Source organism: Aestuariivita sp. (genome assembly GCF_021404545.1).
In the GTDB taxonomy this organism is placed as follows: Bacteria; Pseudomonadota; Alphaproteobacteria; order Rhodobacterales; family Rhodobacteraceae; genus Aestuariivita.
In genome coordinates, this window is the sequence record NZ_JAAWWD010000004.1 from 90,685 (window position 1) to 113,469 (window position 22,785).

The 22,785-nt window shown below is 60.9% G+C and carries 21 protein-coding genes and 2 pseudogenes; 4 read left to right on the plus strand and 19 right to left on the minus strand.

Going from position 1 to position 22,785, the window contains the following annotated elements; genetic code table 11:
- Positions 1 to 16 precede the first annotated feature (16 nt).
- The 15 genes and pseudogenes from HEP69_RS03670 to HEP69_RS03745 all read right to left on the minus strand — a co-directional run bounded on the left by HEP69_RS03670 (position 17) and on the right by HEP69_RS03745 (position 13,172).
- On the minus strand, positions 17 to 790 hold the full coding sequence (locus HEP69_RS03670) for an ABC transporter permease (protein ID WP_290557164.1): 774 nt from the start codon (positions 788 to 790) through the stop codon (positions 17 to 19).
- Between the two features lie 18 nt (positions 791 to 808).
- Entirely contained in the window at positions 809 to 1,624 is an 816-nt protein-coding gene (locus tag HEP69_RS03675; protein ID WP_290557165.1) for an ABC transporter ATP-binding protein, read from the minus strand.
- A 13-nt stretch (positions 1,625 to 1,637) separates the two neighbouring features.
- Complete coding sequence (locus tag HEP69_RS03680; RefSeq protein ID WP_290557166.1) at positions 1,638 to 2,249, minus strand: isochorismatase family cysteine hydrolase; 612 nt, start codon at positions 2,247 to 2,249, stop codon at positions 1,638 to 1,640.
- A complete protein-coding gene (locus HEP69_RS03685) occupies positions 2,246 to 3,268 on the minus strand; it encodes an ABC transporter substrate-binding protein (RefSeq protein WP_290557167.1) in 1,023 nt (340 codons plus the stop codon). The genes HEP69_RS03680 and HEP69_RS03685 overlap by 4 nt, the downstream gene beginning before the upstream one ends.
- 32 nt (positions 3,269 to 3,300) lie before the next feature.
- Entirely contained in the window at positions 3,301 to 4,152 is an 852-nt protein-coding gene (locus HEP69_RS03690; RefSeq protein ID WP_290557168.1) for an acetoacetate decarboxylase family protein, read from the minus strand.
- Between the two features lie 56 nt (positions 4,153 to 4,208).
- A complete protein-coding gene (locus HEP69_RS03695) occupies positions 4,209 to 5,717 on the minus strand; it encodes a class I adenylate-forming enzyme family protein (RefSeq protein WP_290557169.1) in 1,509 nt (502 codons plus the stop codon).
- Complete coding sequence (locus HEP69_RS03700) at positions 5,714 to 6,580, minus strand: amidohydrolase family protein (protein ID WP_290557170.1); 867 nt, start codon at positions 6,578 to 6,580, stop codon at positions 5,714 to 5,716. Before HEP69_RS03700 ends, HEP69_RS03695 begins: the two co-directional genes overlap by 4 nt.
- Positions 6,581 to 6,845: 265 nt before the next feature.
- Positions 6,846 to 7,217: a carboxymuconolactone decarboxylase family protein gene (locus tag HEP69_RS03705; RefSeq protein WP_290557171.1), complete on the minus strand. Its 372-nt coding sequence runs from the start codon at positions 7,215 to 7,217 to the stop codon at positions 6,846 to 6,848.
- 108 nt (positions 7,218 to 7,325) lie between these two features.
- The gene (locus HEP69_RS03710; RefSeq protein WP_290557172.1) at positions 7,326 to 8,816 is read right to left on the minus strand and encodes a thiamine pyrophosphate-binding protein; all 1,491 of its coding nucleotides are present in this window, start codon (positions 8,814 to 8,816) and stop codon (positions 7,326 to 7,328) included.
- A 17-nt stretch (positions 8,817 to 8,833) separates the two neighbouring features.
- Positions 8,834 to 8,944 (minus strand): annotated as a pseudogene (locus HEP69_RS03715) (alpha/beta hydrolase); the annotation flags it as partial.
- A 372-nt stretch (positions 8,945 to 9,316) separates the two neighbouring features.
- Positions 9,317 to 9,973, minus strand: a complete 657-nt coding sequence (locus HEP69_RS03720) for a TAXI family TRAP transporter solute-binding subunit (protein WP_290557173.1) — start codon at positions 9,971 to 9,973, stop codon at positions 9,317 to 9,319.
- A gap of 15 nt (positions 9,974 to 9,988) precedes the next feature.
- The gene (locus HEP69_RS03725) at positions 9,989 to 10,777 is read right to left on the minus strand and encodes a TRAP transporter large permease subunit (RefSeq protein ID WP_366111296.1); all 789 of its coding nucleotides are present in this window, start codon (positions 10,775 to 10,777) and stop codon (positions 9,989 to 9,991) included.
- Between the two features lie 42 nt (positions 10,778 to 10,819).
- On the minus strand, positions 10,820 to 11,191 hold the full coding sequence (locus HEP69_RS03730; RefSeq protein ID WP_290557175.1) for a hypothetical protein: 372 nt from the start codon (positions 11,189 to 11,191) through the stop codon (positions 10,820 to 10,822).
- Between the two features lie 4 nt (positions 11,192 to 11,195).
- A pseudogene (locus HEP69_RS03740) lies at positions 11,196 to 11,974 on the minus strand (GntR family transcriptional regulator).
- A gap of 340 nt (positions 11,975 to 12,314) precedes the next feature.
- Positions 12,315 to 13,172 carry a LysR family transcriptional regulator gene (locus HEP69_RS03745; protein WP_290557178.1) on the minus strand — a complete coding sequence of 286 codons (858 nt, stop codon included), beginning with the start codon at positions 13,170 to 13,172 and terminating at the stop codon, positions 12,315 to 12,317.
- Between the two features lie 291 nt (positions 13,173 to 13,463).
- On the opposite strand from HEP69_RS03745, the gene HEP69_RS03750 reads away from it, so the two are divergent.
- From HEP69_RS03750 to HEP69_RS03765, 4 genes are all read left to right on the plus strand, one after another.
- Positions 13,464 to 14,369 carry a LysR family transcriptional regulator gene (locus HEP69_RS03750; RefSeq protein WP_290557179.1) on the plus strand — a complete coding sequence of 302 codons (906 nt, stop codon included), beginning with the start codon at positions 13,464 to 13,466 and terminating at the stop codon, positions 14,367 to 14,369.
- A 141-nt stretch (positions 14,370 to 14,510) separates the two neighbouring features.
- Positions 14,511 to 15,530 (plus strand): TAXI family TRAP transporter solute-binding subunit, encoded by a 1,020-nt coding sequence (locus tag HEP69_RS03755; RefSeq protein ID WP_290557180.1) that lies wholly within the window; start codon positions 14,511 to 14,513, stop codon positions 15,528 to 15,530.
- A 123-nt stretch (positions 15,531 to 15,653) separates the two neighbouring features.
- Positions 15,654 to 17,537: a TRAP transporter fused permease subunit gene (locus HEP69_RS03760; RefSeq protein WP_290557181.1), complete on the plus strand. Its 1,884-nt coding sequence runs from the start codon at positions 15,654 to 15,656 to the stop codon at positions 17,535 to 17,537.
- Entirely contained in the window at positions 17,534 to 18,037 is a 504-nt protein-coding gene (locus HEP69_RS03765) for a RidA family protein (RefSeq protein ID WP_290557182.1), read from the plus strand. Before HEP69_RS03760 ends, HEP69_RS03765 begins: the two co-directional genes overlap by 4 nt.
- Before the next feature lie 119 nt (positions 18,038 to 18,156).
- Here HEP69_RS03765 and HEP69_RS03770 read toward each other — a convergent pair whose 3' ends face one another.
- From HEP69_RS03770 to HEP69_RS03785, 4 genes are all read right to left on the minus strand, one after another.
- On the minus strand, positions 18,157 to 18,891 hold the full coding sequence (locus tag HEP69_RS03770; protein ID WP_290557183.1) for a DUF3726 domain-containing protein: 735 nt from the start codon (positions 18,889 to 18,891) through the stop codon (positions 18,157 to 18,159).
- Positions 18,888 to 20,588, minus strand: a complete 1,701-nt coding sequence (locus tag HEP69_RS03775; RefSeq protein WP_290557184.1) for a hypothetical protein — start codon at positions 20,586 to 20,588, stop codon at positions 18,888 to 18,890. Before HEP69_RS03775 ends, HEP69_RS03770 begins: the two co-directional genes overlap by 4 nt.
- A gap of 104 nt (positions 20,589 to 20,692) precedes the next feature.
- A complete protein-coding gene (locus HEP69_RS03780; protein WP_290557185.1) occupies positions 20,693 to 21,655 on the minus strand; it encodes a LysR family transcriptional regulator in 963 nt (320 codons plus the stop codon).
- Positions 21,656 to 21,825: 170 nt separating this feature from the next.
- Positions 21,826 to 22,725: a bestrophin family ion channel gene (locus tag HEP69_RS03785; protein ID WP_290557186.1), complete on the minus strand. Its 900-nt coding sequence runs from the start codon at positions 22,723 to 22,725 to the stop codon at positions 21,826 to 21,828.
- Between the last annotated feature and the right edge of the window lie 60 nt (positions 22,726 to 22,785).

A 22,785-nucleotide genomic window follows, 5' to 3' on the forward strand; every position in this document is an offset into this window, starting at 1 on the left:
ACTCCCGGTTTTCAGATTATTCCTTGTCGCGGGTCACCGCCTCATGCCAGGGCGTCACGAACCGCCGGATACCGACCACGGCAAAGTAAAGCACCAGCCCCAGCACGGTCATCAAAAGGATCACACCGAACATCGCGTCGACGTCAAACGCGTTCAGCGTGGCGATGGCCATGTATCCAAGCCCGTCATTGCCGCCCAGATATTCGCCCACGATCGCTCCGATCGTTGCCAGCACGATGCCAACTTCCATCCCGGTCAGAATGAAGGGTAGCGCGCTGGGCAATTCGACATCACGAAAGGTCTGCCACCGTGATGCGTTCAGCGACAGCATGACATCGCGATGACCGCGGTCCACGGATTTGATGCCGAGGATCGTATTGGTCATGATCGGAAAAAACGCCAGCACAGCGGCAAGCACGATCTTGGAGGTCATGCCAAAGCCGAACCACACGATAAAGAGCGGAATCAGCGCCACCTTTGGCATCACCTGCAGCCCCACGATCAGCGGGCTCAGGGTCTGCTCAAGCCAGCGCACCTTGCCCAGGATCCCGCCCAGAACGACGCCCACGACCACGGCGATCAGAAATCCGACGACCGTTTCTACGAATGTCACCCAGATATGACCGAAGGTGCCGGAATCGGCCAACAGATCCTTGGTCGCCTCCCACACCGATCCGGGCGGCGGCAAGATAAAAGGGGACACGTCAAAGACGCGAATATAGGCGTCCCACAGCAACACCAGCGCCACAAGGATCAGCGGGGTGGCAATCAGGGAGGAATACTTCTGCATTATCAGCCTTTGCGTTGATCAGGAAAACGAATCCAGACGGCGCCGCATCTCGATTTCGTAGGATTGGAATTTGGGGTCGGTCTGCACGTAAATGTCGCGCGGACGTGCGATCTTGATCGTTTCAAGCGTGTCCATGCGACCGGGGCGCGGCGACAACAGCAGCAAGCGGTCGGCCAGAAACACCGCTTCGCGGATCGAATGTGTGACCAGTACGATGGTACAGCCGCTTTCCATCCAGATGCGCTGTAATTCCAGGTTCATCTGGTCGCGTGTCATCGCATCGAGCGCGCCAAAAGGTTCATCCATCAACAGGATCTGCGGATCCCGGCTCAGCGCGCGCGCGATCGCCGCGCGTTGCCGCATGCCACCCGACAGTTCCTTGGGCCAGCGTTTCTCAAAACCCGAGATGCCGACAAGCTCACAGAGCTCACCCGCCCTGCGCCGTCGCGTGGCCCTGTCCACGCCCGTCAGCTTGAGCGGCAGGGCGATGTTGTCCTCGATGCTCATCCACGGAAAGAGATTGGCGTCCTGAAAGACCACACCCAGATTGCCGACCGCCGTGTCGTTGCGGGTGCCGCCATTCCACAGCGGCTCCCCCCCGACGGTGACGCTGCCTTCGGTGCTTTTGAGCAGGCCCGCGATGATGCGCAGCAAGGTGGTCTTGCCACAGCCCGAGGGGCCGAGGATGACCAGGAACTCACCGGCCGCGATCTCAAGATTGACCTCCGTGAGCGCGATGATCTCGCCATCGGGGGTCGAGAACCGCTGTTCGATCTCTTTCAGAGAGATGCCCGCGCCCACATGCGGCGCCAGATCGGCGGAGGTGGTTTTCATGGTATTCACCGGGTTATCCTGCCTGTTTGTCTTGTGTGAGGATGTCTGCGCACTCGACGACATGGGCAAAGCCAAAGGCCATCGCGGCCAGAGCGGCCTCATGGCGCTCGCGCTCGAAATCGGCGCAGGCATCGGCAACGACCGTCACCGCGTAATCGCGCTGACTGAGGTCCCGGACGGTGCTTTCCACGCACATCGGCGTGGTGACGCCTGCCACGACAACGGAGCCGATCCCCGCGCTGCGCAAGATCACCTCCAGCGGTGTGCCGATCAGCGACGAGAACCGGGGTTTGTCGATAACCAGATCGCCGGGCAGCACATCGCATATGCTGGCCAGCTCTTCGTCGCCGCTGCCCCGGGCCAGGGCACCGATCTTTGCCAGGTTGGGGCGCAGCACGGTCGTCAGTACGCCGCCGTCGCTGTAATCGCTGGCAAACACCATGCGCGTCCAGATCACGGGGCACCCCCGTGACCGGGCCGCAGCGGCCAGACGATTGCCCGCCTCGGCCGCTGCGGCAAGCGCGCCGATGTCACGGCCCTGCCGCGCCATCGACCCATCAGGCTCACAAAAACCTTTCTGATAGTCGATCAGCAGCAGCGCCGTGTCATCGTGATCGAAGATCACTGAAACGCCATTGTTTGCACAGCGTCGTCAAAGAAGTTCCGGTTCTCGATCGGGTCGATCAGACCGGCCTTGACCATCAGGTCGTGCGAGGTTTCCCAGACATCTGGCTTGGTCGCCAGGTTTTCGTCATAGGGCGCCTTGTAGTTGTTGAGACTGTTTGCAAGTACGGTCAGCCCCTTGTCGGGGCGGCCTGCTTCAAAGATCTCGTATTCGGATTCCATGCTTTCGATCACCGACCCCAGGTCGTCCATCGTCAGCATCGCGCCCAGGCTGTCGTGGACGCCGCGCAGGAAAGCGGTCAGATCTTCTTGGCGCTCTTCGTATTGCGCACGCGAGGTCATATAGACTTGGCCCGGCACCCGGGCGAACTCGTCCGTTGAAAATGCACTGACGGGCGCCTCGTCGACGCGCAGCTGGAACAGCGTGTCAGATGTGGCGATGAACGCCTTGATTCGGCCCAGTTGCACAAGCTCAAAGGCCGCCGGGGCGTTGCCCACAACCTGGCGGTTGACCTCGCCGGGGGCGATGTCCTGACCGGCCAGCATCATGTCGAGGATGTTTTCGGTCGCACCACCTGCTGAAACGATCCCGATGTCGCTGCCGATCATGTCGGAGGGGGATTCAATCGGATCGTCCTGACCGCTGATCACATAGAACAGATCGCGCTGATAGATTTCGGCAAAAGCCACGATGTTGGGATCCTTGGCATAGGCCTTGATCAGATCGGTGCCGCCGGTGCGCGAACACAGCGCATTTCTGGCCACCACCTGCTGGACGGCCATCGCCGATCCGCGACCGCCCTGAATTGTAACATCCAGACCATGCTTCACAAAGAAACCGCCGGTATCGGCGAACATGGTTTCCGCAAAAGCAATGAGATAGCCGAAGGGCGTCAGATACGTGACAGGTGTGAGGCTTTGTGCCGCTGCCGGGCGCAGCAGCCCTGGGGCCGCCGTCATGGCCAGCCCTGCGGTTGCGCCTTTCAAGACGCTGCGCCGGTTCATCAGATTCTGTGTCATTCCAGTCCACCTTCCCTGTTGTTTTGACTTGTTTATTTCGGGGTCCCGTTTGCGTAATCATGTAGCAGGCGCGCCTGTTTGTCGGTCGTCCAGCCGCGCTGATAGGCGTAGCCGCCGGTCACCTCGACCGCACCCAATGCGCACAACTCTTCGTCTGGCGCGTCGCCAAAGCTCAGCCGCCCGTGGCCCGCGCGGATGTCGGACATCGCGACATTGGTAAAGCCCAGCTCGAACAGCTGTTCGATATCGGGCACATCGGGCGAGGGGGACGCGATAAACCGGTAGAGAAAGGTCGAGCCGCCGTGGCCCGGCAATTGGTCCAGCGGGGTGCCGCCTTCGTCGAAGGTGACAGCCATGGACAGGACGTGATGGCCATGGCGCGAGACAACGCCACCAAGTGTTTCGGACCCGCCGGACAACAGCGGATTTGTCAGGTGACGGCGGCTGCGGTCAATGCTGCCGATCCGTTTGCCCCAGCCAAAGATCGCGCCCATGCCCAGCGACCAGTCGCGGTCCACCCAGACCAGCGCCGTGTACCGCCCGATGCGATCTCCGAACCGGCAGTAAAAGCCGATAACGCATTCATTATAGCTGGACCGGGACGGGTCACGCCAGAACTGCTCGGGATCCTGCGCGCTGGCCTTGGCCATTTCGGCGATCATGACCCATCCGTCGCCACTGTCGAGCGGCTCCAGCCCGGGCGGGAGGAACGGTCTGATCGCATCGGGTGCGGCCCGAAAGGTGACATGCAACGCGTCGCAGCTGATGTGGTGGGGCAGCGGTTCGACCAGAGAGCTGCGCCCGCTTGCGGTGCGGGGCCAGGATTGGCCCATCCATGGTCGCGCTGCCTGACTGTTCGGCTTTTTGCGAAACGCCTGATCCATCATCCGCTTCCCTACGGCTGTTTGTTCTCAATGTTGTTATATTAATATATCAACCGTCAAGAAGAAATCTGTGACAGATCGGTATCGAGCGTTTGGAATAGGTCCAAAAGCTCGGCCTTGAGGACTTTTCCAGCACTGTTTCTGGGAAATGAGCTGACCATTCGGAGCTGAGCGGGCACCTTGTAGGGCGCAAGCTGAGTGGCGCACCAATCCAGCAAGGCTCCGCTGTCCAGCGACGCGTCCTTGGCGATGCAGGCGGCCACGACAGTTTCACCAAGCCGAGCGTCGGCCACACCCATCACCGCGACATCCGCGACCTGTGGGTGACTGCGAATAACCGTCTCTATCTCAAACGGATAGACGTTGACCCCGCCCCTGATGATCATCTCCTTGGCGCGCCCTCGGAGGGTCACAAAACCCGCCGCGTCCATCTCGGCCAGATCGCCGGGATAGAACCAGCCATCTCTGAGCAGATCCGTATGATGCCCGTCTTTGGAAAAGCTCCTGGTCGCAACGCCGGGGCCGCGATATCTCAGACGGCCGACCGTGCCCGCAGGCACCGGTACGTCAGTGTCGTCAACCACGGCAATCTCGACACCAAAGACTGGCCTGCCTACAGAATCGGCGCAACGGGCGCGGGTCTGTGGTGTGGAGAGTGAGATACCGCCCCCTTCCGTGGACGCATAGTATTCCCTGAAATTGGTGTTCAGCCTTGTGCCGATCTCGCTACGTTCCTGGGGGTCAAGTGGCGCACCGCTGGAGATCAGCACATCGAGCGCTCGCACAGGGCCAAGCTCGTCCGCTCCCAGTTCCAGAAGGCCGCGCAGCTGGGTTGGGACCAGAAACAAGCTGGTGGCCCCGCGCCGGGCGATCTCGGCACAGAGCTCGCCGGGGCGAAACGGGGGCGGGAAGAGGATAACCGTACCTCCGGCATAGAGGATCGACATCGCGAATGTGCGCCCGCCCCCGAAATAGAGAGGTGTCGCAGACATATAGCGGTGATCGGCGTTCAGACCCAGGTTGATCCAGTGGGTCCAAAACCGCCTGAGCATCTGCGGATGCGTCAGTTCGGGTCCCGATGGCATGCCTGTCGTCCCCGATGACAGCGACATCAAAAGAGGTAGATCGGGGTCAAGCACAAAGGGGGGATCGTCTGCGCCCACAGGTGCCGACCGCAGCTGCGTCATCGTTAGGGCAGGTGTCGCTGCGCCCGGCTCGGCGTCGGGTTCGCAGATTGTCATGCGTGCGCCGAAATGGGTGGCGACGCGGGTGCGCTCCGCTTCGGTCCAGCGCCAGTCCAGCGGCAACAGCACTGCGCCAAGGCGCACAACGGCAAAGATCATCATCAGATGATCGGGGGTATCGCGAAGGGCCACGCCGATGACATCGTCCTTTGTAACGCCCTGGGCACATAGCCAGGAGGCCAGCGCCCGCACCTCGGCGGCAACCTCTGCGTGCGTCCACATCCGGTCGCCCGAGACGATCGCGGGATGATCCGGGCGCGCGCCCGCGTTCACCTCGAGCGCTGCGGCCAGATTGAGCGCTTCGGCGCCTGTCGCGGTCATCGTTCCGCTCTCAGTTTATAGACCCGTATGGCGTTGTCCCGCAGCAGCTTGCGTTTGGGCTCGGGCCGCAGGTCAAGCGCATTGATCTGTTCCATGGTGCGCTCGAAATCAAGCACCGGAAAATCCGTGCCGAACAGTACTTTGTCCTGCCCGAAGGTATTGATGTAATGCACAAAACTCTCGGGCCAGTACCGCGGCGCGTGGGCGTCGGATCCGATAAAGACGTTTTCGTGCTTCCAGGCCATCGCGATCATTTCGTCGGTCCATGGTATGCCGATATGAATGCCTATGATCCGAAGTTCGGGAAAATCGCAGGCCACGGAATCGAGCGTTATGGGCCGCCCGACACTGCGCCGGGGAAAGCTCTTGTCATAGACCATGGATTGGCCAACCTGCATCTGGATCGGGATATCCAGTTCGACGCATTTGGCATAGAATGGATAGTATCGCGCGTGGTCGGGGGCCAACTCAAACCAATGCGGATAAAGATGCGCACCGACAAAGCCCTTGTCGCGCACGGCCTCCTCCAGGGCTCGCACGCCGGTCATCCCTTCGGTGGGGTCGATCCCGGCCAGACACAGGAACCGGTCGGGATGCAGTCGGGCCGCGTCATAAACGATGTCGTAGGGCACATGATAGCAGGCGCGATGCTCCTTCGGCCCGACTTTAGCCGCGATCAACATGGATTTCTCGATGCCCGCGCGATCCATGCGATGCAGCATGTCGTCCAGTGAAATACCGGTGAAGGTTTCGTCATCGACGTTCATCTTGCCGGTATAGAACTCCCGGCGATCAGGCCGCCCGGCGAGGGCGTCCTCGGTCCAGATGTTCACCACCGCATCGATTGCGCGCACATTATCCATTCCCGATCCCTGCCTTATCCCTGACTTGCTATATCAATATGGCAAATCATAGTTGCTAAATGCAAGGGCCCGCCCTGGTGAAAGGCGCAGGATGTTCACTTAGTCGCTTGGCAGCGACTTGGGGAGTGCAAGAACCGCGCCATCTGTTCAGCATTTGGCATGCGCGCACCGGTCCCCTCACCGGCGGCGGGTGCGCGGCACGCCCTTGCCATCTGCTGCGTTGCAAAAAGGGGACGCGCGCCCGGCTGTCGTTGCCGCATTGCAGTTATGCCTCGGCTGCAAGCTTCTCGACCTCGTCCAGCAGGATCGGAACCCCCATCGACATGGAATGGACCCCCATGATCGAGGCCAGCTGGATCACCTCAAGGATCTCTTCCTTGGTTGCTCCGGCTTGCAGCGCGTTTTGCATATGCCGACGTATACCGGAGGGCCACAGATGCGTTGTTGCGACATTGATCGCGATAAAGATCAGTTCTCTATACTTTTTTGGCAGCGGCCCACTTTGCGGGACGGCACGAAAGGCCAGGAACGCTTCCAGATAGTCGGGATCAAGCGCGGCCAATGTGTCCCAGAACGGGTTCCAATCTCCGGTTGCGCGCTGGGCCTGCGTTGCGGGATAGCGTTCTTGCGGTGTCACGTCCTCATCCTCCACGTTGTTTGAAGCTGTCACGCCGAAACGAATACAGCGCCGTCGGATCCACCTGTACATCGATCACTGCGGGTTTTTCGCAGGCCAATGCTGCCTCTATGGCTCGGCCATCTCAGCCAGGGTCTGCGCGCGGTATCCTTTCGCACCGTACAGCTCGGCTAGCGTGTCAAAGGGCGGGCTGGAGATATCCGCGCCGATATAGCGCTCTGCGAAACAGTCGCGCTGATAGGCCTTTTCGGCGCCCCAACAGCCGTTATTCATCACCACGGTGACCGAGTTGATGTTGTGATCGACTGCGGTCGACAGCTCGGACACGGTCATGCCAAACCCGCCATCGCCCATCAGGCTGATAACCGGCCGGTCGGGCATCGCCAGTTTCACCCCCAGGCCCGCCGCAAAGGAAAACCCGACCAGTCCGAAATCAAGCGGCGTAAAAAGGCGCTGGGGATGCCAATAACTCAGCGCGTCAGTGGCTTGCAGGCACAGCGTGCCGGCATCCATCGTTACGGCTGCGTCTTTCGGCAATACGTCCTGTAGCGTCTTGAACAGGCCGGAAGGCTGGATCGGCAGGATATCGACCTGTGCGTCGGCATCACGTTTGGCCAGATAGGCGTGCCGTTCGGATCTATACGTCTCTGTCCAACTATCGGCCTCGGCCCGGCGGCCGAGCGTCTTGGCCTCTGCGACCAGTTGGTCGGCAACGGTGGGCGCATCCGCGAGGATACCCATGGTAAGCGGAAAGTAGCGCCCTATGGCCGTCGGCTCCTGCTCGACATGGATGATTTGCGCGTCCCGGTTGATGTTGTCATAGCTATGGAACGTAGCGTTAAAGCCGTTACGCGTGCCCAATCCGAGGATCACGTCGGCCTCTTTGACCAGCCGTGTGGCCACGGGATTGCCCCGCGGCCCCATATGGTCGGCATTGAGCGGATGACCAAAGGGCACCGCGTCGCCATGCCCGGGAGAGGAAACGACCGGCGTATTGAAGGCCTCGGCCAGGGCCATGGCGTTGTCCCCGGTGCCGGTGGTTTTGGTGGCGCCGCCGACCATGATGACGGGGCGCGTCGCCTCGGCCAACATTCGCGCCGCCTTGGCGATGGTCTGGGCGGTGGCGGCCATGGCTGTGACCGGGCGGTAGGTTTCAGGGGTCTGCATCGGTCCGAAATCGGCCTGGCCCGACAACACGTCCCGGGGCGGGTTCAACTGGGTGGGGCCTTTTCGGGGTGTATGAGCGACGCGAAAGGCCTCGCGCATCATCTCGGGGACCTGGTCGGCGCTTGTCGCGGTCCAGGTCTTCTTGGTGACCGGAGTAAACAGCGCCTGTTGATCGAGCTCCTGAAACGCGTCGCGATAGACATGGCCCGAGGCCAGCGCCCCCGCGATCGAGACAAGCGGCGTATACGCGGCCTTGGCCTGGTCCAATCCGGTGACCAGGTTCGTGGCGCCAGGGCCGTTTTGCCCCGCTAGAACAACACCGGTCCGCCCGGATGCACGGGCATAGCCATGCCATATGCTCCCCGTGCGTTCGTCATGCACACCGATCAGGGTGATCTCCCTGGCCTCGTAGAGCGTGTCGAACATCTCCATCGTGGCTGATCCTCACCCCGTTCATGCGGCGAATTGAGAATGACCAGGGCAGAGACCCGGTCCGGGTGATCCATCGCACAGCGCCGATTGATCATTCCACCCAATGAAAACCAGACCAGCGCCGCGCGCGGGTTCTCAACATGCCCGCGGCCGAACCAGGGGTTCTTGACGATCACCATTGCCGCGACCAGAAGGGTCGGGATCTCAACCGGTTTCCATACTTCCAGATGGGTGGTTTGTTGCCACAAAAGCGTGCGGTGAATTTCAACTGACATTGCTGAACGTCTTTATTGGATCACTATGTGAAAGAGGTCGCGATGGATCGGTCAGCCACAGCCGCCCTTGTTTGTCTTCTTGCCCGCTCCCGCGGTTCAGGCGTCGCTCAGGCACAGCCCTGATCGGACGCGTGTCCCTGAACGCCGCAGGCCAAGGCGGGAGCGCGCCCAGACCTGGGACCGGTTATGGGCCCAGATCCGGACGCGCGGTGGATGTGCCCGCGTCTAGATGGCCCCGATTTCCCGAAAATAGCGTTCGGCACCCGGATGCATCGGGACACCATAAAGCTTGGAGCGAAGCTCGGGCGTCATGCCATTGAAGCTGGTGTTGGTCTCCTGCAAGGCGCCGACGTTCTCCCAGAACGCTTTGGTAAACTGATAGATCAGCTCCTCATCGGCGTTTTCATCGGTAAAGATCACCTGCGCCAGGCCAAAGGTTTTGACCGCCTGATCCTGTCCGTTATACCTCCCGGCCGGGATCTCGTAAGGCATCAGCAGGCGGTGGTATTCGTCGTTCATTTTGACCACGACCTCTGCGGGTACATCCAGATAGCGGATCGGGATGGTTGTCGGCAGGCGCTGGGCATTGCCAAGCCCCAGCTGGAAAACATGCGCGCCGCCGACAAACACGCCGTTCTGGATCTCGTCAAAGACTTGACCGGTCGCGACTTGTCCGGCATCGAAGGAGGATAACGGGATATCGGCCGCCTCCAGCATCGTCAGGTTCATCCCATGGGTGAAACTGGAGGGAATGTTGATGTTGAACGGATGCCCCTTGATCTCGTCCAGAGAGGTGATGCCGCTGTCTTGGCGCACAAACGGGTTCTGGGACACGGTCCCGAAGCTAAAGACATAGCGCAACCGCTTGAAATCCTCGGCCATCGGCGACTCGCCATATTACCCACGCTGGTTATAGGCGAAATTAAGCGTGATCGGCGTGTTGAGTGCCAGGTCGACCTTGTCGGTCAGAACCAGCCCAAGGTTGTCGCGGTATCCGCCAGTGGTTTGCACCGAGTACCGGATGCCATCCTGGGATTTGTTGGCCACATCGGCCATTTGCGCCCCGTTTATGTATGGTCCGGACCCTGAGCCGCTCGCCCCGATCAAGGCCTGCTGCTGCGCTTGCGCAGCACCAAAGGCCAGTGCCAAGACCAATCCTGTAACCCAATAAAGCGAGAGATAACAGAGAAAGGCCGGGATGATCGCCGCAACCGCGATCGTCGCATAGGAAATCCCGGTGATCTGAGCCATGATGAAGGCCGAGGTCCCGATGATTGGCGGAACCAACTGGGCGCCTTCCGATGTGTTGGTCTCGACTGCTGCGGCGGCATGGCGCTTAAAGCCCGTCTTGACCATCAGCGGGATGGTGAACGATCCGGTCGCCACGACATTCCCGACCGAGCTGCCAACAATGGTGCCCAACCCTGCAGAGGCTGCCATGGCGCCTTTTGCGGCGGCGCCGGTTTGGCGACCCGGCCCGGCATTCGCCAGCTTCATGATAAAATCGCCGGTCTTGGTGGCCTGCAACGTGGCTCCGAACATCATGAACATGAACAGATAGGTCGCGGCGACCTTCAAACCGGTGCCAAAGACGCCTTCGCTTGTATAGGCTACGATGTAGGTGAAGCGCTGCACATCCATCCCGGCATGAGAAAACACGCCCGGCAAACTGTCTCCGAACAGCATATAGGCGCAGCTTGCCAGCCCCGGCAACGCCAGGACAACGGACTACCGCCTCGACGCCTCCAGTGCGACGGCCACCAGGATCAGCCCAATCAGCACGTCAAGCTGCGTCAGATAGGTGGATCCCCACAGGTTCAACAGCCGCTCACAGCCGATGATGATATAAAGCAGACTGCCGACAGCGGCGCAGGTGACCAGGATATCGACCGCCCATTGTATCGCCTTGATCCTTGGGTCATGCGATCTGATCTGCCTCAGAAACGCAATGGACAGCGTCGCGGCGGCGAAGATCGCCAGATGTACAGCGGTGGTCTTGTAAGGTCCGAACAACGTGCCATGGGCCATATAGGCAAAAAGCCCAAAGCCCACTGTGCGCAGAATACCTGTCGGGATTTGGTCCGCTGGGCCGTCTTGCATCGACCTATCCCTCCTCAAGCCGGTCAAGCAGCGCATCCCGTGCCGACAGGATATGTGCCTGGCTGGCCGCGCGGGCCTTGCGGGTGTCGCGCTGTGCAATGGCAGAGGTCAATGCACCCATTTCCGCGATCGAATCGGTTCGCCTGCGCTCATCCGCCAGCAGCTGATTGCGCATCAGCCCGATCTTGTCGGTAACGCCATTAGAGCGCGTTGAATCTCGACATTGCGGCAACCGGTAAACAGGACATCATAGTAGCGTTTCTTGGCGCTCCAGATTTGCCTCATGTCATGCTGTGCATAGCAGGTTTCGATAACGTGGAATGCCTCCCGAAGCTCCACGATTTCCGCATCGCTGGCGCGTGCGACAAAGAGTTCGGCTGCAAAAGTCTCGATGGCGTATCTCAACTCGAAGATCTCGACGATGTTGCGGGCGCTCAGGTCCACCACCGAAAAACCGCTGTAGGATCGCCGCTGCACCAACCCGTCGCGTTCAAGATGAACCAGGGCCTCCCTGACGATTGACCGGCTGGCGCCGGTCAGCAGGCAAAGCTCACGCTCGATCAGTTTTTGGCCAGCCGCGAATGCGCCGAACGGGATGGCATGGCGCAGGCGCGCATGGGTCCGGTTCTTGAGCGTATCGGCAGGCTTGCCGCTCTCGGCATCCTCGATGGGTGCGGTGTTCAAGAGGGGGTTGGAAATCGCGGGCTCCTCCGGGTGTTGGTGGCCAGCGTCTCTGCGCCGTTTCTTTGTATACAAAAAATATATAGAATCATCAGATTTCATAAGTTTCCAATGTACTCCCCAAAGCACATCTGAATGTTACCCATTTTGTTCTACAATCTGATGAAGTGTCGCGAAACGCTGCTACGTTCCTCAAGTCCTGCCGGGATCTGGCGCGCGCGTCGGTCATTGCTGTATGGTGCGATGGGCGCGGCGGTCGGGGATGCGACATCGAACGGGTCCCTCATGCCGCCCCGTGTCGCGGCACGCTTCGGCAGGCAATCGCAAGGGTCTGCTGTTTGCGTCCGCGCAAACGCGCCGCAATCATCCTCACAGGTAACGTGCTGAGGGTGGGGCGATTTTTGTCTGGATCCGGATATCGGGATCCGGTGGGGGCGATCGGTTACAGCGCTTGCCAGAACGCTTCGACCGCAGGGCTGAAACGGCCTTGCGCCCCTGCGATCTTGCGCAGCTCGCGCCGTGTCGCCGGGTCCTGGGGCACGATGAACTCCAACTGACCGTCCTGCGGGTTCACCGCGCTTCGCGGCAGGATCGTTGCGCCAATCCCAAAGCTTACGAACGACAGCAACGCGATGGTATTGCGGGCCTCCAGATTGCAGGTCCGCAGGGCGGTGGTCACGGTCGGATGCTGCACCAGGTGGCAGAGCGGGTTTGCAATAAGCCCCTCCAGGGTCAAGAGCTCCCATGACGGTGCATCGCAGCCCTGAGCGGCACGCGAGATCGGACCGCCAGTGCGGCAGACAATGCCCAGATCATCTTCGAGGATGGGAACGCCCTCCGCCGTGCCGCTGGTGGCGGAAATGATGCCGATATCGGCTTCGTCCATCATGATCCGCCGGAGCGCCTCTTGGGTGTCGACATCGCTGATCTCAAGCCGGACCTCAGGCCGCTCGACCCGGAACATTGCCACGATGCTGGGCAGTACCGCAATCGCAGCCGATGGGATGGCCGCGATCCGCACGGTCCCGGCCAGAGACGCGGCATGACGCCGAATGGCATCGACGCTGCGGCCAAAGGCGTCTGTCGCCCGGTTGCTTTCGTCCAGCACATGTTGGCCCAGCGGTGTCAGCCGGTTCTTGCGGTCAGTCTCAAAAAGCGGCGCGCCGATCTCTTCCTCCAACTGGGCAAGCATCATCGAGACAGCCGAGGGGGTCCGTCCCAAAGCACCGCCCGCGCCCGCGAGGCTGCCTTTTTCGGCGACAGTCCGAAAGACCCGCAACATTTCAAACTTGATTGCCATTTCACCCGTGCTGAAATTCGATCTATGGCTTCGAGCTTGCCTTAAAGGCAGCGGCGGGTCCAGCCTTTGCATGCCCAAAACCTGTGCGCCCTTTGCCTGGCGCGCCCAACATCGGAGCGTTGCGACAAGGTGGGAGACAGGCCGAAGTACCGCGCTCGGGCAGAGCGACGGCACTCCTCGGCCCTTGCATCCGCGATCAGCCAAGGCGTAGCGTGCAGCGCATATGCCCAGGCGATTGCGGGCGATCCCGGATCCGAAATCGACGGAGTTTGGCCGGTAGGGGGATATGACGTGAAGATAACGCTGACCCATCTGCGGGCCTTTGTCGCGGTCTCCCGCGAGGGGTCGTTTACCCGGGCGGCCAAGGTCCTCGACACGTCGCAGCCTTCGGTCACGACCGCGATCAAACAGCTTGAGGAGGCTCTTGACCTCACGCTGTTCGACCGCACCACGAAGGTGCTTCGTCTGACCGAGGCGAGCGCGATGTTCCTGCCCGGTATCGAACGGCTTTTACACGAGTTGGACTCGACCCTGTCGGATTTCCGGTCGGTGGCCGATGGCACCCAGGGCCGCGTCGCGGTTGCGGTCCTGCCGTCGATTGCAACGAACGTCCTGCCCGAGGCGATCCGGACGTTTTCCGCTGCGTTCCCGAAAATCCGGATGTCCCTGCGCGACGACAACTCAACCGGCGTTCGCGAGCGGGTTCTGAACGGCGAGGTCGATTTGGGTGTTGCCGGCAGGATGGAGGACTATGACGGGCTGGAATTCGAGCCGCTGCTGCGCGATCCCTTCGGGGCGGTGGTGCATAAGACCCATCCCCTGGCGCAAGACAGCCGACCGTTGGGCTGGACGGATCTGGACGGATATCCGTTCATCTCCTTTGCGTCGGATACCGGGATCCGGCCCATTCTGGGCACGTTGCGCGATGTCCCCGACAACATCACATCGCCTTGGGTCGAGGTTTCCAACATCGCAACGGTCTTGTCGCTTCTCAAGACCAACCAGGGTATCGCGGCCCTGCCGCAGATGTCGGTCAACCCGATTGAAAATGACGTGGTGTTCAGGACACTTCTGAACCCGCCGCTGTTTCGGGAGCTGGGGCTGATTACGCGAAAAGGGCGGTCCCTTGCACCGGCGGCGCGGAATTTCGTGGACCACCTGAATGCAGCCTTGCGACCGCAATGGGCGCGTGGGTGACCTCGGATTGATCCGCATCGGCTATCGTTTTATTCGATAAGTGAATAAGTGCCCTGTTTTTATGTCCACAAAATATTGCTAAGGGTTGCAGGCACTGGAGTTCCCGCGCCTTCATGCGTCTTGAAAACAGGGAGACTCTGAATGAACCGTTTACTCAACCGCCGTTGCCTTCTGCGCGCCGCCACCGCAGCCGTTCTTGCAACCGCATCCATCTCGGTGGCCACCGCGTCCTTTGCCGAAGACCCGGCATTTCTCAATATCGGTGGTGGGCCGAGCGGGGGCACCTTTAATGTGGTGGCCACCGGGCTTGGCGATCTGATGCGCGACGAGTTCCCCCGCAGCATCGTGGGTGTTCAACCGGGGGGCTCCGGTCCCAATCTGTTGCGGGTTGCGGCGGGCGATGCCGATCTGGGCATCACATCCGCCAGCAATGCAACCGACGCCTGGGCCGGGCGGGATCCGGCCACGCCGGACAACCCGATCAAAAATGTGCGCGGGTTAATGACTTTTTTCCCCAGCGCTATTCAGATCTGGGTCGACGCGTCCTCTGATATCTACACAATCGAGGATCTGGTGGGCCGACAAATCAGCGCGGGCCAACCCGGACAGACATCCTGGAACGCGTTCAACAACCTTCTCGATGTGCATGGCATGACGATTGAGGATCTCCAAGTAGATGGGGGACGGGTCCACCATCTAAGCTGGAGCGAGTCGCAAAACGCATTGCGCGATGGTCAGCTCGATGCTGTGATGTGGGTCGCGCTTTATCCCCACTCGACCGTGCTGGCCACAGAAACCGCCCGCGAGATCCGGGTGCTATCGCTGGATGAAGAGCGCGTTGCCGAATATCTTGAGCGGCATGGCGGCGGTTTTGAGAAGGTGACGCTTCCGGTTGGCCTCTATCAGGGACAGACCGAACCGGCAGTGTCTGTCGGAACCTCGACCTTTCTTTTTGCATCCGAGGATATGGCGGACGAGACCGCCTACCGGGTTACATCGGCCATCTGGAACAACCTGGAGCGCTTTCAGAGAACGCACGCCCTGCTCGATTACATCGATACCGACACAGCCGGTCGGGGGATGTTCGTGCCGATCCACCCAGGGGCTGCGCGGTTCTTTGAAGAACAGGGCATAGCGATGGACGCCCCTGTGTTGAACTGATCGTCGTGCAGCGCGCGGGCGCCCATGCCCGCGCGCGGTGCCTTTGCGGTCCTGGCCTACCGGGTATCGCCCGGCGCGGCGCCGGATAGCTGTCTGCCTGAGCTTGCGTGAAAGAACGAACCGATGCCCTTGACCCTCGATAAAACCATCGCGGCCCTGGCCGTCTGCCTGGCGCTTTTTCATCTGATCGTGGCGTCGCCGTTTGTGTTGCTGCCCGATCTGGTCCTGCGCGGCACGCATTTGCTGTTGTCGCTGGTCATTGGCTTTTTGATCTATGGGATGGTCGGCGGCACCGTACGCAAGGGTGTCGATGGGGTGCTGGTCGCGCTCTCGATCATCTGTGTCGGCTACCTGATCGTATTTCACAGCTCAATCGTGGTCCGCCCGCCCTGGACCCAGTCGGCGACACCGATGGAGCTTTTCGTTGCCATAGGAACGGTCGTGTTGGTGCTGGAACTGACCCGGCGCACGCTTGGGATGGCGATTACCGGCCTCTGTCTTGTCTTCATTCTTTATGGATTTCTCGGTCCGAGCCTGCGGCATGTGGAAATCCTGCGCCCCCTTGCCCATAGCGGGGTGGATCTTAATGAGTTCGTCGATCAGATGTATTTCAGTTTTGAGGGCATCTTTGGCGTGGCCCTCGGAGTGTCGACCAACTTCATCTTTCTCTTCGTGGTTTTCGGTGCCCTGTTACAGGTGATTGGCGGTGGGGACTTCTTTGTGAATGTCACCAAGGCGGCAACGGGGGCAACTCGCGGGGGGCCCGCCAAGATGGCGGTTGTCGCCAGCGCGTTGATGGGCACGATGTCTGGCAGCTCTGTCGCCAATGTCGCCACGACCGGCGCCATTACCATCCCGATGATGAAACGGCTTGGCTATCCCAAGACCTTTGCCGGTGCCGTCGAGGCGGTCGCGTCCACCGGCGGGCAAATCACCCCGCCGATCATGGGGGCAGCCGCATTCCTGATGGCCGCAATCCTGGGCGTCAGCTACCAGGAGGTCATCACCGCCGCAGCCTTGCCCGCACTGCTCTTTTTTGCGTCGCTCTTTGCCGCCGTGCATTGGGAGGCGCTGAAACATGGGTTGCAACCGATGCAGCGCAGCGCGCGCGGCGCGACGTGGCGCGAATTCAAGGCCGGATGGACCTTTCTGTTGCCACTGGTGGTGATCATGAGCTTTCTGATGATGGGCTACACACCGACCCTGTCTGCCTTCTTCGGCGTGATGGCAACGCTTGCGACGCCGTTCTTGCGCCGCTCGACCCGGGTGTCGCCCGCGGTGTTGGCCAAGGGGCTTGAACTGGGCGCGCGGGCCGGGGTGACGGTGGCGATCGCCTGCGCTTCGGCCGGTATCATAGTCGGGATCGTGCAGATTTCGGGGCTGGGCTTTCGATTCAGCAGTCTGGTCATCGCTTTTGCCGACGGCAATCTCTATGCGGCCCTGTTTCTGGCAATGGTGGCGGCGTTCATCTTTGGCATGGGGATGCCGACGACACCCGCCTACATCATTCAGGCCACGCTGGTCGCGCCGGCTCTGGTGGATCTGGGGGCCGATCCGCTCGCCGCGCATCTCTTTGTGTTCTATTATGCGGTGCTGGGACAGATCACGCCGCCCGTGGCGGTGGCCGCCTTTGCAGCCGCCCCTATCGCTGGGACAAGCTCGACCTCGGTGGGGTGGCGGGCCTTTGCGTTGGGCGTCCCGGCCTATGTCATTCCGTTTCTGTTCGTGGCGAACCCTGAGCTTCTGGGGCAGGGCACATGGACGGACCTTGTTGTGGTACTGGCGCGATCGGGCATTGCCATCGTATGCCTGTCAATCATGCTGACCGGCTGGCTGGGCGGCCGTCCGCTGCGCTGGTTGGGGCGCGGTGCGTTCCTGATCTCGGCTGTTTTGATGATCACACCCAGCCTTGTGCTAAGCGCGCTGGGTCTCGCCGCGATAATCTGTGTATGGCTTTTTCAAAGATACGAGCCGTTTGGGCCGCGATCGGAAAGGGGCGGAGCATGACTGAGACACCGACGCGGTTTGCCGCCGACGAGGCCGATCCAGTGGTGGATCTGACGAAGGTCATCCCGAGCTTGCCCACCCCCGAAGGCACGCGCTATCCCTATGATCTGGTCACGATTGAAGGCGGCACTGCCTATCTGGCCGGGCAGATCCCCAAACAGAATGGACGCCTTGCCTATGTCGGTAAGGTTGGCAGTGATGTCGGGGTCGAGCAGGCGGCAGTCGCGGCGCGGATTTGCGCGCAGCAGGCCTTGGCTTGGCTGAACCGGTCAGCGGGCGGGCTGGAGAACCTCAATCGTCTGCTGCGTCTGACCTGCTATGTGGCGCATGATGATACCTTTTCGGATATCTCGTCGGTCGCCGATGGGGCCTCGCAATATCTGATCGCGACGCTGGGGGATGCCGGGCGCCATACGCGCGCTGTCATCGGTGTCAAAAGCCTCCCCAGAAACGCGCCGGTCCTGATCGAGGTGACCGCCTCGCTGCGGGGCCCGGTCTGACCTCGCCCAAGGGCAGGGCGCCGCAATCTCGCAGGAAAACGGGCGACCGCCCCGATGGGCTTGCCGCCTGTTCCGCAGGCCATCGTTTCGCGGGTGGCCGAGGATCGTACGCGCCCCGATCAGGCGGGCCCGGCCCCGGCTCTGGATTGTTGATCGGTGGGAACCAGGATCGGCCAGGCCGCGGCGTTCAGAGCATCCCAACGAGCCGGAGGTATCTCGATGCCGCGTTCCAGCGCTTGTGTATAATTGGCAGCCAACTGCGCCGCGGATACTTCAAAACGCTCTAACTCCGGGTGCTCTGCCTGGCGTGTGACCGCATCCGCCAGCAAGGCCGGCCGATTGGTGCAGATGATCGTCACCGTCGAGAGATCCTTGGCGGCCTCCGGAGCTTCGATACGCCAGTAATGTGGAAATGCCGCCCCCGCTTCGAAACTGGCGCCATGCGATCCAGCCGGGTCCGTCCAATAGGCACAGATGAACACATCCTGTTGCGCGACCTGCGACAAGGCGTGCAGGATCAGATCGGGAAAGCGGCAATTGGCAAGCTCGACGATGGCAAAGCCGGTCTTGCGCGCCTTTGCACAGGCCAGATGCGCCGCCAAAGAACCGTGTTCGCAGATGTCGGCCTCTCTGGCGTCGATAACCGCGATATCGTCGTTTTCAAAAACCAGCTGCGGCGGCGCGCTGTCCGTTGGGGCCGTCGGCGGCAGCGGGATGCGGTCGAACCCACCCAGGCCACACATATGCGACCACGTGACAAGCTGGGCTGCATCTTCGTAATCGCCGATATCATGCCCTGCCCCTTCATAGGCCCGTGACAAGGCGGCGATCATCTCATTGCGGGATACTCTCATGCTGCGGCCTCCGACATCTCGGGTTTCAACGGCAGGAACCAGCTGTCATAAGTCTGCCCGATATCGTCGATCAGCGGGGCGCCCTGATACATCGTGTTGCGAACCCAAAGCTTGGAGCGCGGATCGAATTTGCTGACACCGAAAAAGGCCAGTTTGCAGCGCAGCAGATCCATGGGGCGAACATGACGGTCCGCCAGATTTGCGCGGATTTCAGCATAGGTCTGTCGCGACATGGTCTGGATGCGGCGGACGATACTTTTCAGCGCTGGATGGCGCAGCAGGAAATGCACCACATCGCTGTCAGGATGCACCTCGAGATCTTCGATCAATAGATCATAGCACGCCCGCACCCGGCGACCGATGGGCAGGGGCATTTGCTTTTCAACACCCGGGTCGGCACCGGCAAAACCCAGGCGCGGTTCAAGCTTTTCTTCGGACCGATACCAGAACGCATCCGAATTGGCCGGGTCTGAAAAGTCGATCTCCAACGCCCAGTCATAGCGGGTTTCGATCACATCGCGAAGCTCGGCCGTGCTCATCGCGGGGTCAATCACCGGGTTCGGTGTGACGGCAAACCGCTCCTCCAGATCGTTCACAAGCTCAGGATGGATTTCCAGGCAGATAGCGTGGATCAGTTCCTGTGTCTCCAGGCTCCAGCTGTCGCGTGCATGATCCGACAGAACCGACCAGGTCTCAAGCGAAGCGCCCTGAGCTGTCATCCATGCATCGACCAGCGGCAGTTCCGCAATCAGCACGCGGTTGCGCTCGATCTGCTCGGCGTCGCTGGTCCGGCTTTCCGCGAAATGCTGTTTGGCGCGGCTCACCAGGTCGTGAAAAAGACCGATGCGCCAATCGGTCGGCGTTGCCTTGTGCAGAACCTGTGCCAGGGCGGCCTCGCGCATTGCCACCCATTGGCTGAACAGTTCGCCATGATTGACCAGGTAAGGCGCCATACCCAGGCCAGTGGAATTGCCGATCCCGAAAAAGCGTTTCAGCCGATCATCCAGGGCAACGGCCATGTGTGGGGCGCGCGCCATGGCGATATGATCGATCTGGTCCAGGCTGAACTGGCGCAGCATGTAACAGATGAACATCTCGGGCGCGAAGGGGCGATCGAAATCGGCGAATTTCGCGCGCACCTTATTCCAGTCGGCCATTCCCAGCTTGCCGCTGCCATAGACCGCGGTGGTCCGGTAGAGATATCCGACATCCGCAATCCGGTCTGCATCCGGTTGCCGACCGGCGCAAAGCTCGTCCAGCACATAGCTAAACAGGCGCGAACTGCGATTGGCGCGCGACAGGCTGAACACCCGCGCATCCACGCGCCCGGCCTCCTGTTTGGGCACGTTGCGATGCAACTCTTCCAGCCAGACGTCATCAACCTGGCCTTCGCACAGCGCCATCGTCAGATCCCAGCGCGTCGCGATCACCCGGTCATTGCGGTCTTCGTCCGACAGATATTCGGAAAACAGCACGAAGCTGTATCTGTCGCGCGGTGTTTCGATCCCGTAGATCGCCGTTCCGTAACCGTGCTCATCCAGGTCAAAGCGGTCGCGGGTGATGACCCATTCCTCTTTCATGATCCGCCGCACCAATGTGCGCATGAAGCTGAGCGTGGAGGAATGCAGCGATCCCAGCCGCGCAAGATCCATCACCTCGGCCTCGGGCCGCATTTTATCCGATAAGGCTGCAAACATGTCCCGTCCTCCCCAACGACTGTTGCTGTGGGGCAAAGCTTTGAGCAGACGGATGTCAAAGTAAAATTTGAAGATTCGAGCAATCCATAAGCAGGTCTTATAAATCAATCCTCTGGGTGTATTGCTTCGACCGTGTGGTCGGAAAATGAGGCCGAAAGCGACGGCCCGCTGTCCAGCAAATGCCGAAGAAAGGCTTGTGCCGCCCCGGATAGCGGGCGCGACCGGGGCGCGATGAGCTGCAACTCGCGATAAAGCACCGGCCCGGAGAGCGGTCTGTAGACCAGCGAGGGGTTGAGGTAATCGGGTGCTGCCAGCGCGGGAAGGGCGGTAACTGCCGTGCCATTCTCGACCAACCCAACCAGGGCAGAGATGGTCAAGACGGTGAAATCGGGGTTCCGGACCGATTCGGGCAACGCATCGCGGTCGCGGGTCAGGCGGCTGATCCCGGTATCTTCGGCCATGCCCACGAAGGACAGATCGGCCAGGCAACTCCATCTGAGCGGAGTGTCACGCCCGGCCAGATCGTGATCGGCCCGGCAGATCAGCCCCATCCGGTCACGGATGAAGGGGCGGAACGAGAGGTCTGGAGTGTTCGACCATATGTTCGAGATGCCGAAATCCGCAGCACCGTTCAGAACCTGGGTTTCGACCCCGCGCCCATTGTCGTCCTGAGTATGGACTGTCACGTCCGGCGCCAGCGCGGCATAGCTGCGAATAGCCTTCGGCAGGACCCGGATGGCGACCGAGGGCAGGGCAGCTATTCGGATCCGATTGTCTTGCCGTTCGGCGCTGGCCCGTGCCGACAGGATCGCCGCATCGACCTCCCGCAGGATGGCCTGGGCTTTGGGCAGGAGCTCTTCACCCTGCGCTGTTACCGACACCGACCGCGTGGTCCGCAAGAGCAAGGGAACCCCCACAATATCCTCGAATTGCTGTATACTGAGGGTGAGGGCGGGTTGGGAGATCGCCATGACCGTCGCCGCACGGCTGAATGATCCGCATTCGGCGACATGGACAAAGGCGCGAAAATGCCTGAGCGACAGGTTGCGGGCGATCTTGTTGTCCATAGGATCAGCGTAATGGCTCAAAGCCGGGATTCAAACAGGTTTCAGCCTGCATGAACGGCCGTGTTACCCCGCGTTCTGACAGGGCGGAGCCTCCATTTTTGGCGCGTCGGAGGCGGAACAGCGGGTGACAGAACGGTGGTGTTTTGTGGGGTGTTCGCATCGGGCCCGTCTCAGTCCAGGATGAAGTTCCTGGGCTGAACCGGGGGCAACGGGACCTGACCCAGCGTTTCGAGGATCGTGTTGTCACAGGTCCGACAGATCGCGTTCAATGGCAGGGCGTTATCGTTGACGGTGAACGGATCCTCCAATTCTCGCGTCACGGCCTGTAGCCCGAAAAACACATAGGCAACAACCGCCATGATTGCGGGCCCAAACAGCCCAACCGTATCGGTCAGCGCGAAGGGCAGGAACGCGCAGTAGACATAGGTGGTCCGCCGCACCAGCAGCGAATAGACGAACGGGACCGGCGTTGTCTTGATGCGCTCGTTGCCGGCTTGTTGCGCCGCAAGCTCGGCCAGGCGAGTGGCCAGCGAGAGCCGCCCAACCGCGTCGACCCGGCCCGCCACCGAGAGTGCGTTCAAGGCACGCGCGGCCTGGTTGAGCCAATATGCTGCCGCGTTTGAGACCCCTTCGGGGGCCTCCGCGCGCAAGGACATGTCATCGGCACCGAGCGACTGTGTGGTACCTCGCAGCGCTTCGCGATGGGCATGACAGAAATGCGCGACAGGCATCAAGATGGCGCGCCGGTCTTCCGTGCAGCCCAGATGTATCAGGCAATCCTGGGATGTTGCGCGCGCACCTGCCACGATGCCGCCCCACAGCTTGCGCGCTTCCCACCAGCGATCAAAAACGACCGTATTCCGAAACCCCAAAAACAGGGTAAGGGCAACGCCGAACACCCCCATGGATGAGATTGACGGGTTTGGCAGGCGGTCAAACGTTGCCGAGAGGGCGTCGATCAGCCCAGCCCAGGCGGCAAACAGAAAAATTTTTGGATAGATCTTGCTCAGGATCGAGCCGCGCATCACGAAAAACAGTCGCAAGGCCGACGGTTGAGGTCTGACAATCATCTGTGTCTCATCGTGGATCGGGGCGGCGTCACCAGGTGACGGGCGCGGTGTGCACCGACC

Coding starts and splice junctions, on each gene's coding strand:
- HEP69_RS03675 (WP_290557165.1), bottom strand. CDS start 1,624: ATGAAAACCACCTCCGCCGATCTGGCGCCGCATGTGGGCGCGGGCATC.
- HEP69_RS03700 (WP_290557170.1), bottom strand. CDS start 6,580: ATGGATAATGTGCGCGCAATCGATGCGGTGGTGAACATCTGGACCGAG.
- HEP69_RS03725 (WP_366111296.1), bottom strand. CDS start 10,777: ATGCTGTTCGGAGACAGTTTGCCGGGCGTGTTTTCTCATGCCGGGATG.
- HEP69_RS03785 (WP_290557186.1), bottom strand. CDS start 22,725: ATGATTGTCAGACCTCAACCGTCGGCCTTGCGACTGTTTTTCGTGATG.
- HEP69_RS03710 (WP_290557172.1), bottom strand. CDS start 8,816: ATGGAGATGTTCGACACGCTCTACGAGGCCAGGGAGATCACCCTGATC.
- HEP69_RS03755 (WP_290557180.1), top strand. CDS start 14,511: ATGAACCGTTTACTCAACCGCCGTTGCCTTCTGCGCGCCGCCACCGCA.
- HEP69_RS03730 (WP_290557175.1), bottom strand. CDS start 11,191: ATGCAAGACGGCCCAGCGGACCAAATCCCGACAGGTATTCTGCGCACA.
- HEP69_RS03745 (WP_290557178.1), bottom strand. CDS start 13,172: ATGGCAATCAAGTTTGAAATGTTGCGGGTCTTTCGGACTGTCGCCGAA.
- HEP69_RS03760 (WP_290557181.1), top strand. CDS start 15,654: ATGCCCTTGACCCTCGATAAAACCATCGCGGCCCTGGCCGTCTGCCTG.
- HEP69_RS03670 (WP_290557164.1), bottom strand. CDS start 790: ATGCAGAAGTATTCCTCCCTGATTGCCACCCCGCTGATCCTTGTGGCG.
- HEP69_RS03695 (WP_290557169.1), bottom strand. CDS start 5,717: ATGACCGCGACAGGCGCCGAAGCGCTCAATCTGGCCGCAGCGCTCGAG.
- HEP69_RS03690 (WP_290557168.1), bottom strand. CDS start 4,152: ATGGATCAGGCGTTTCGCAAAAAGCCGAACAGTCAGGCAGCGCGACCA.
- HEP69_RS03765 (WP_290557182.1), top strand. CDS start 17,534: ATGACTGAGACACCGACGCGGTTTGCCGCCGACGAGGCCGATCCAGTG.
- HEP69_RS03775 (WP_290557184.1), bottom strand. CDS start 20,588: ATGTTTGCAGCCTTATCGGATAAAATGCGGCCCGAGGCCGAGGTGATG.
- HEP69_RS03770 (WP_290557183.1), bottom strand. CDS start 18,891: ATGAGAGTATCCCGCAATGAGATGATCGCCGCCTTGTCACGGGCCTAT.
- HEP69_RS03720 (WP_290557173.1), bottom strand. CDS start 9,973: ATGGCCGAGGATTTCAAGCGGTTGCGCTATGTCTTTAGCTTCGGGACC.
- HEP69_RS03685 (WP_290557167.1), bottom strand. CDS start 3,268: ATGACACAGAATCTGATGAACCGGCGCAGCGTCTTGAAAGGCGCAACC.
- HEP69_RS03780 (WP_290557185.1), bottom strand. CDS start 21,655: ATGGACAACAAGATCGCCCGCAACCTGTCGCTCAGGCATTTTCGCGCC.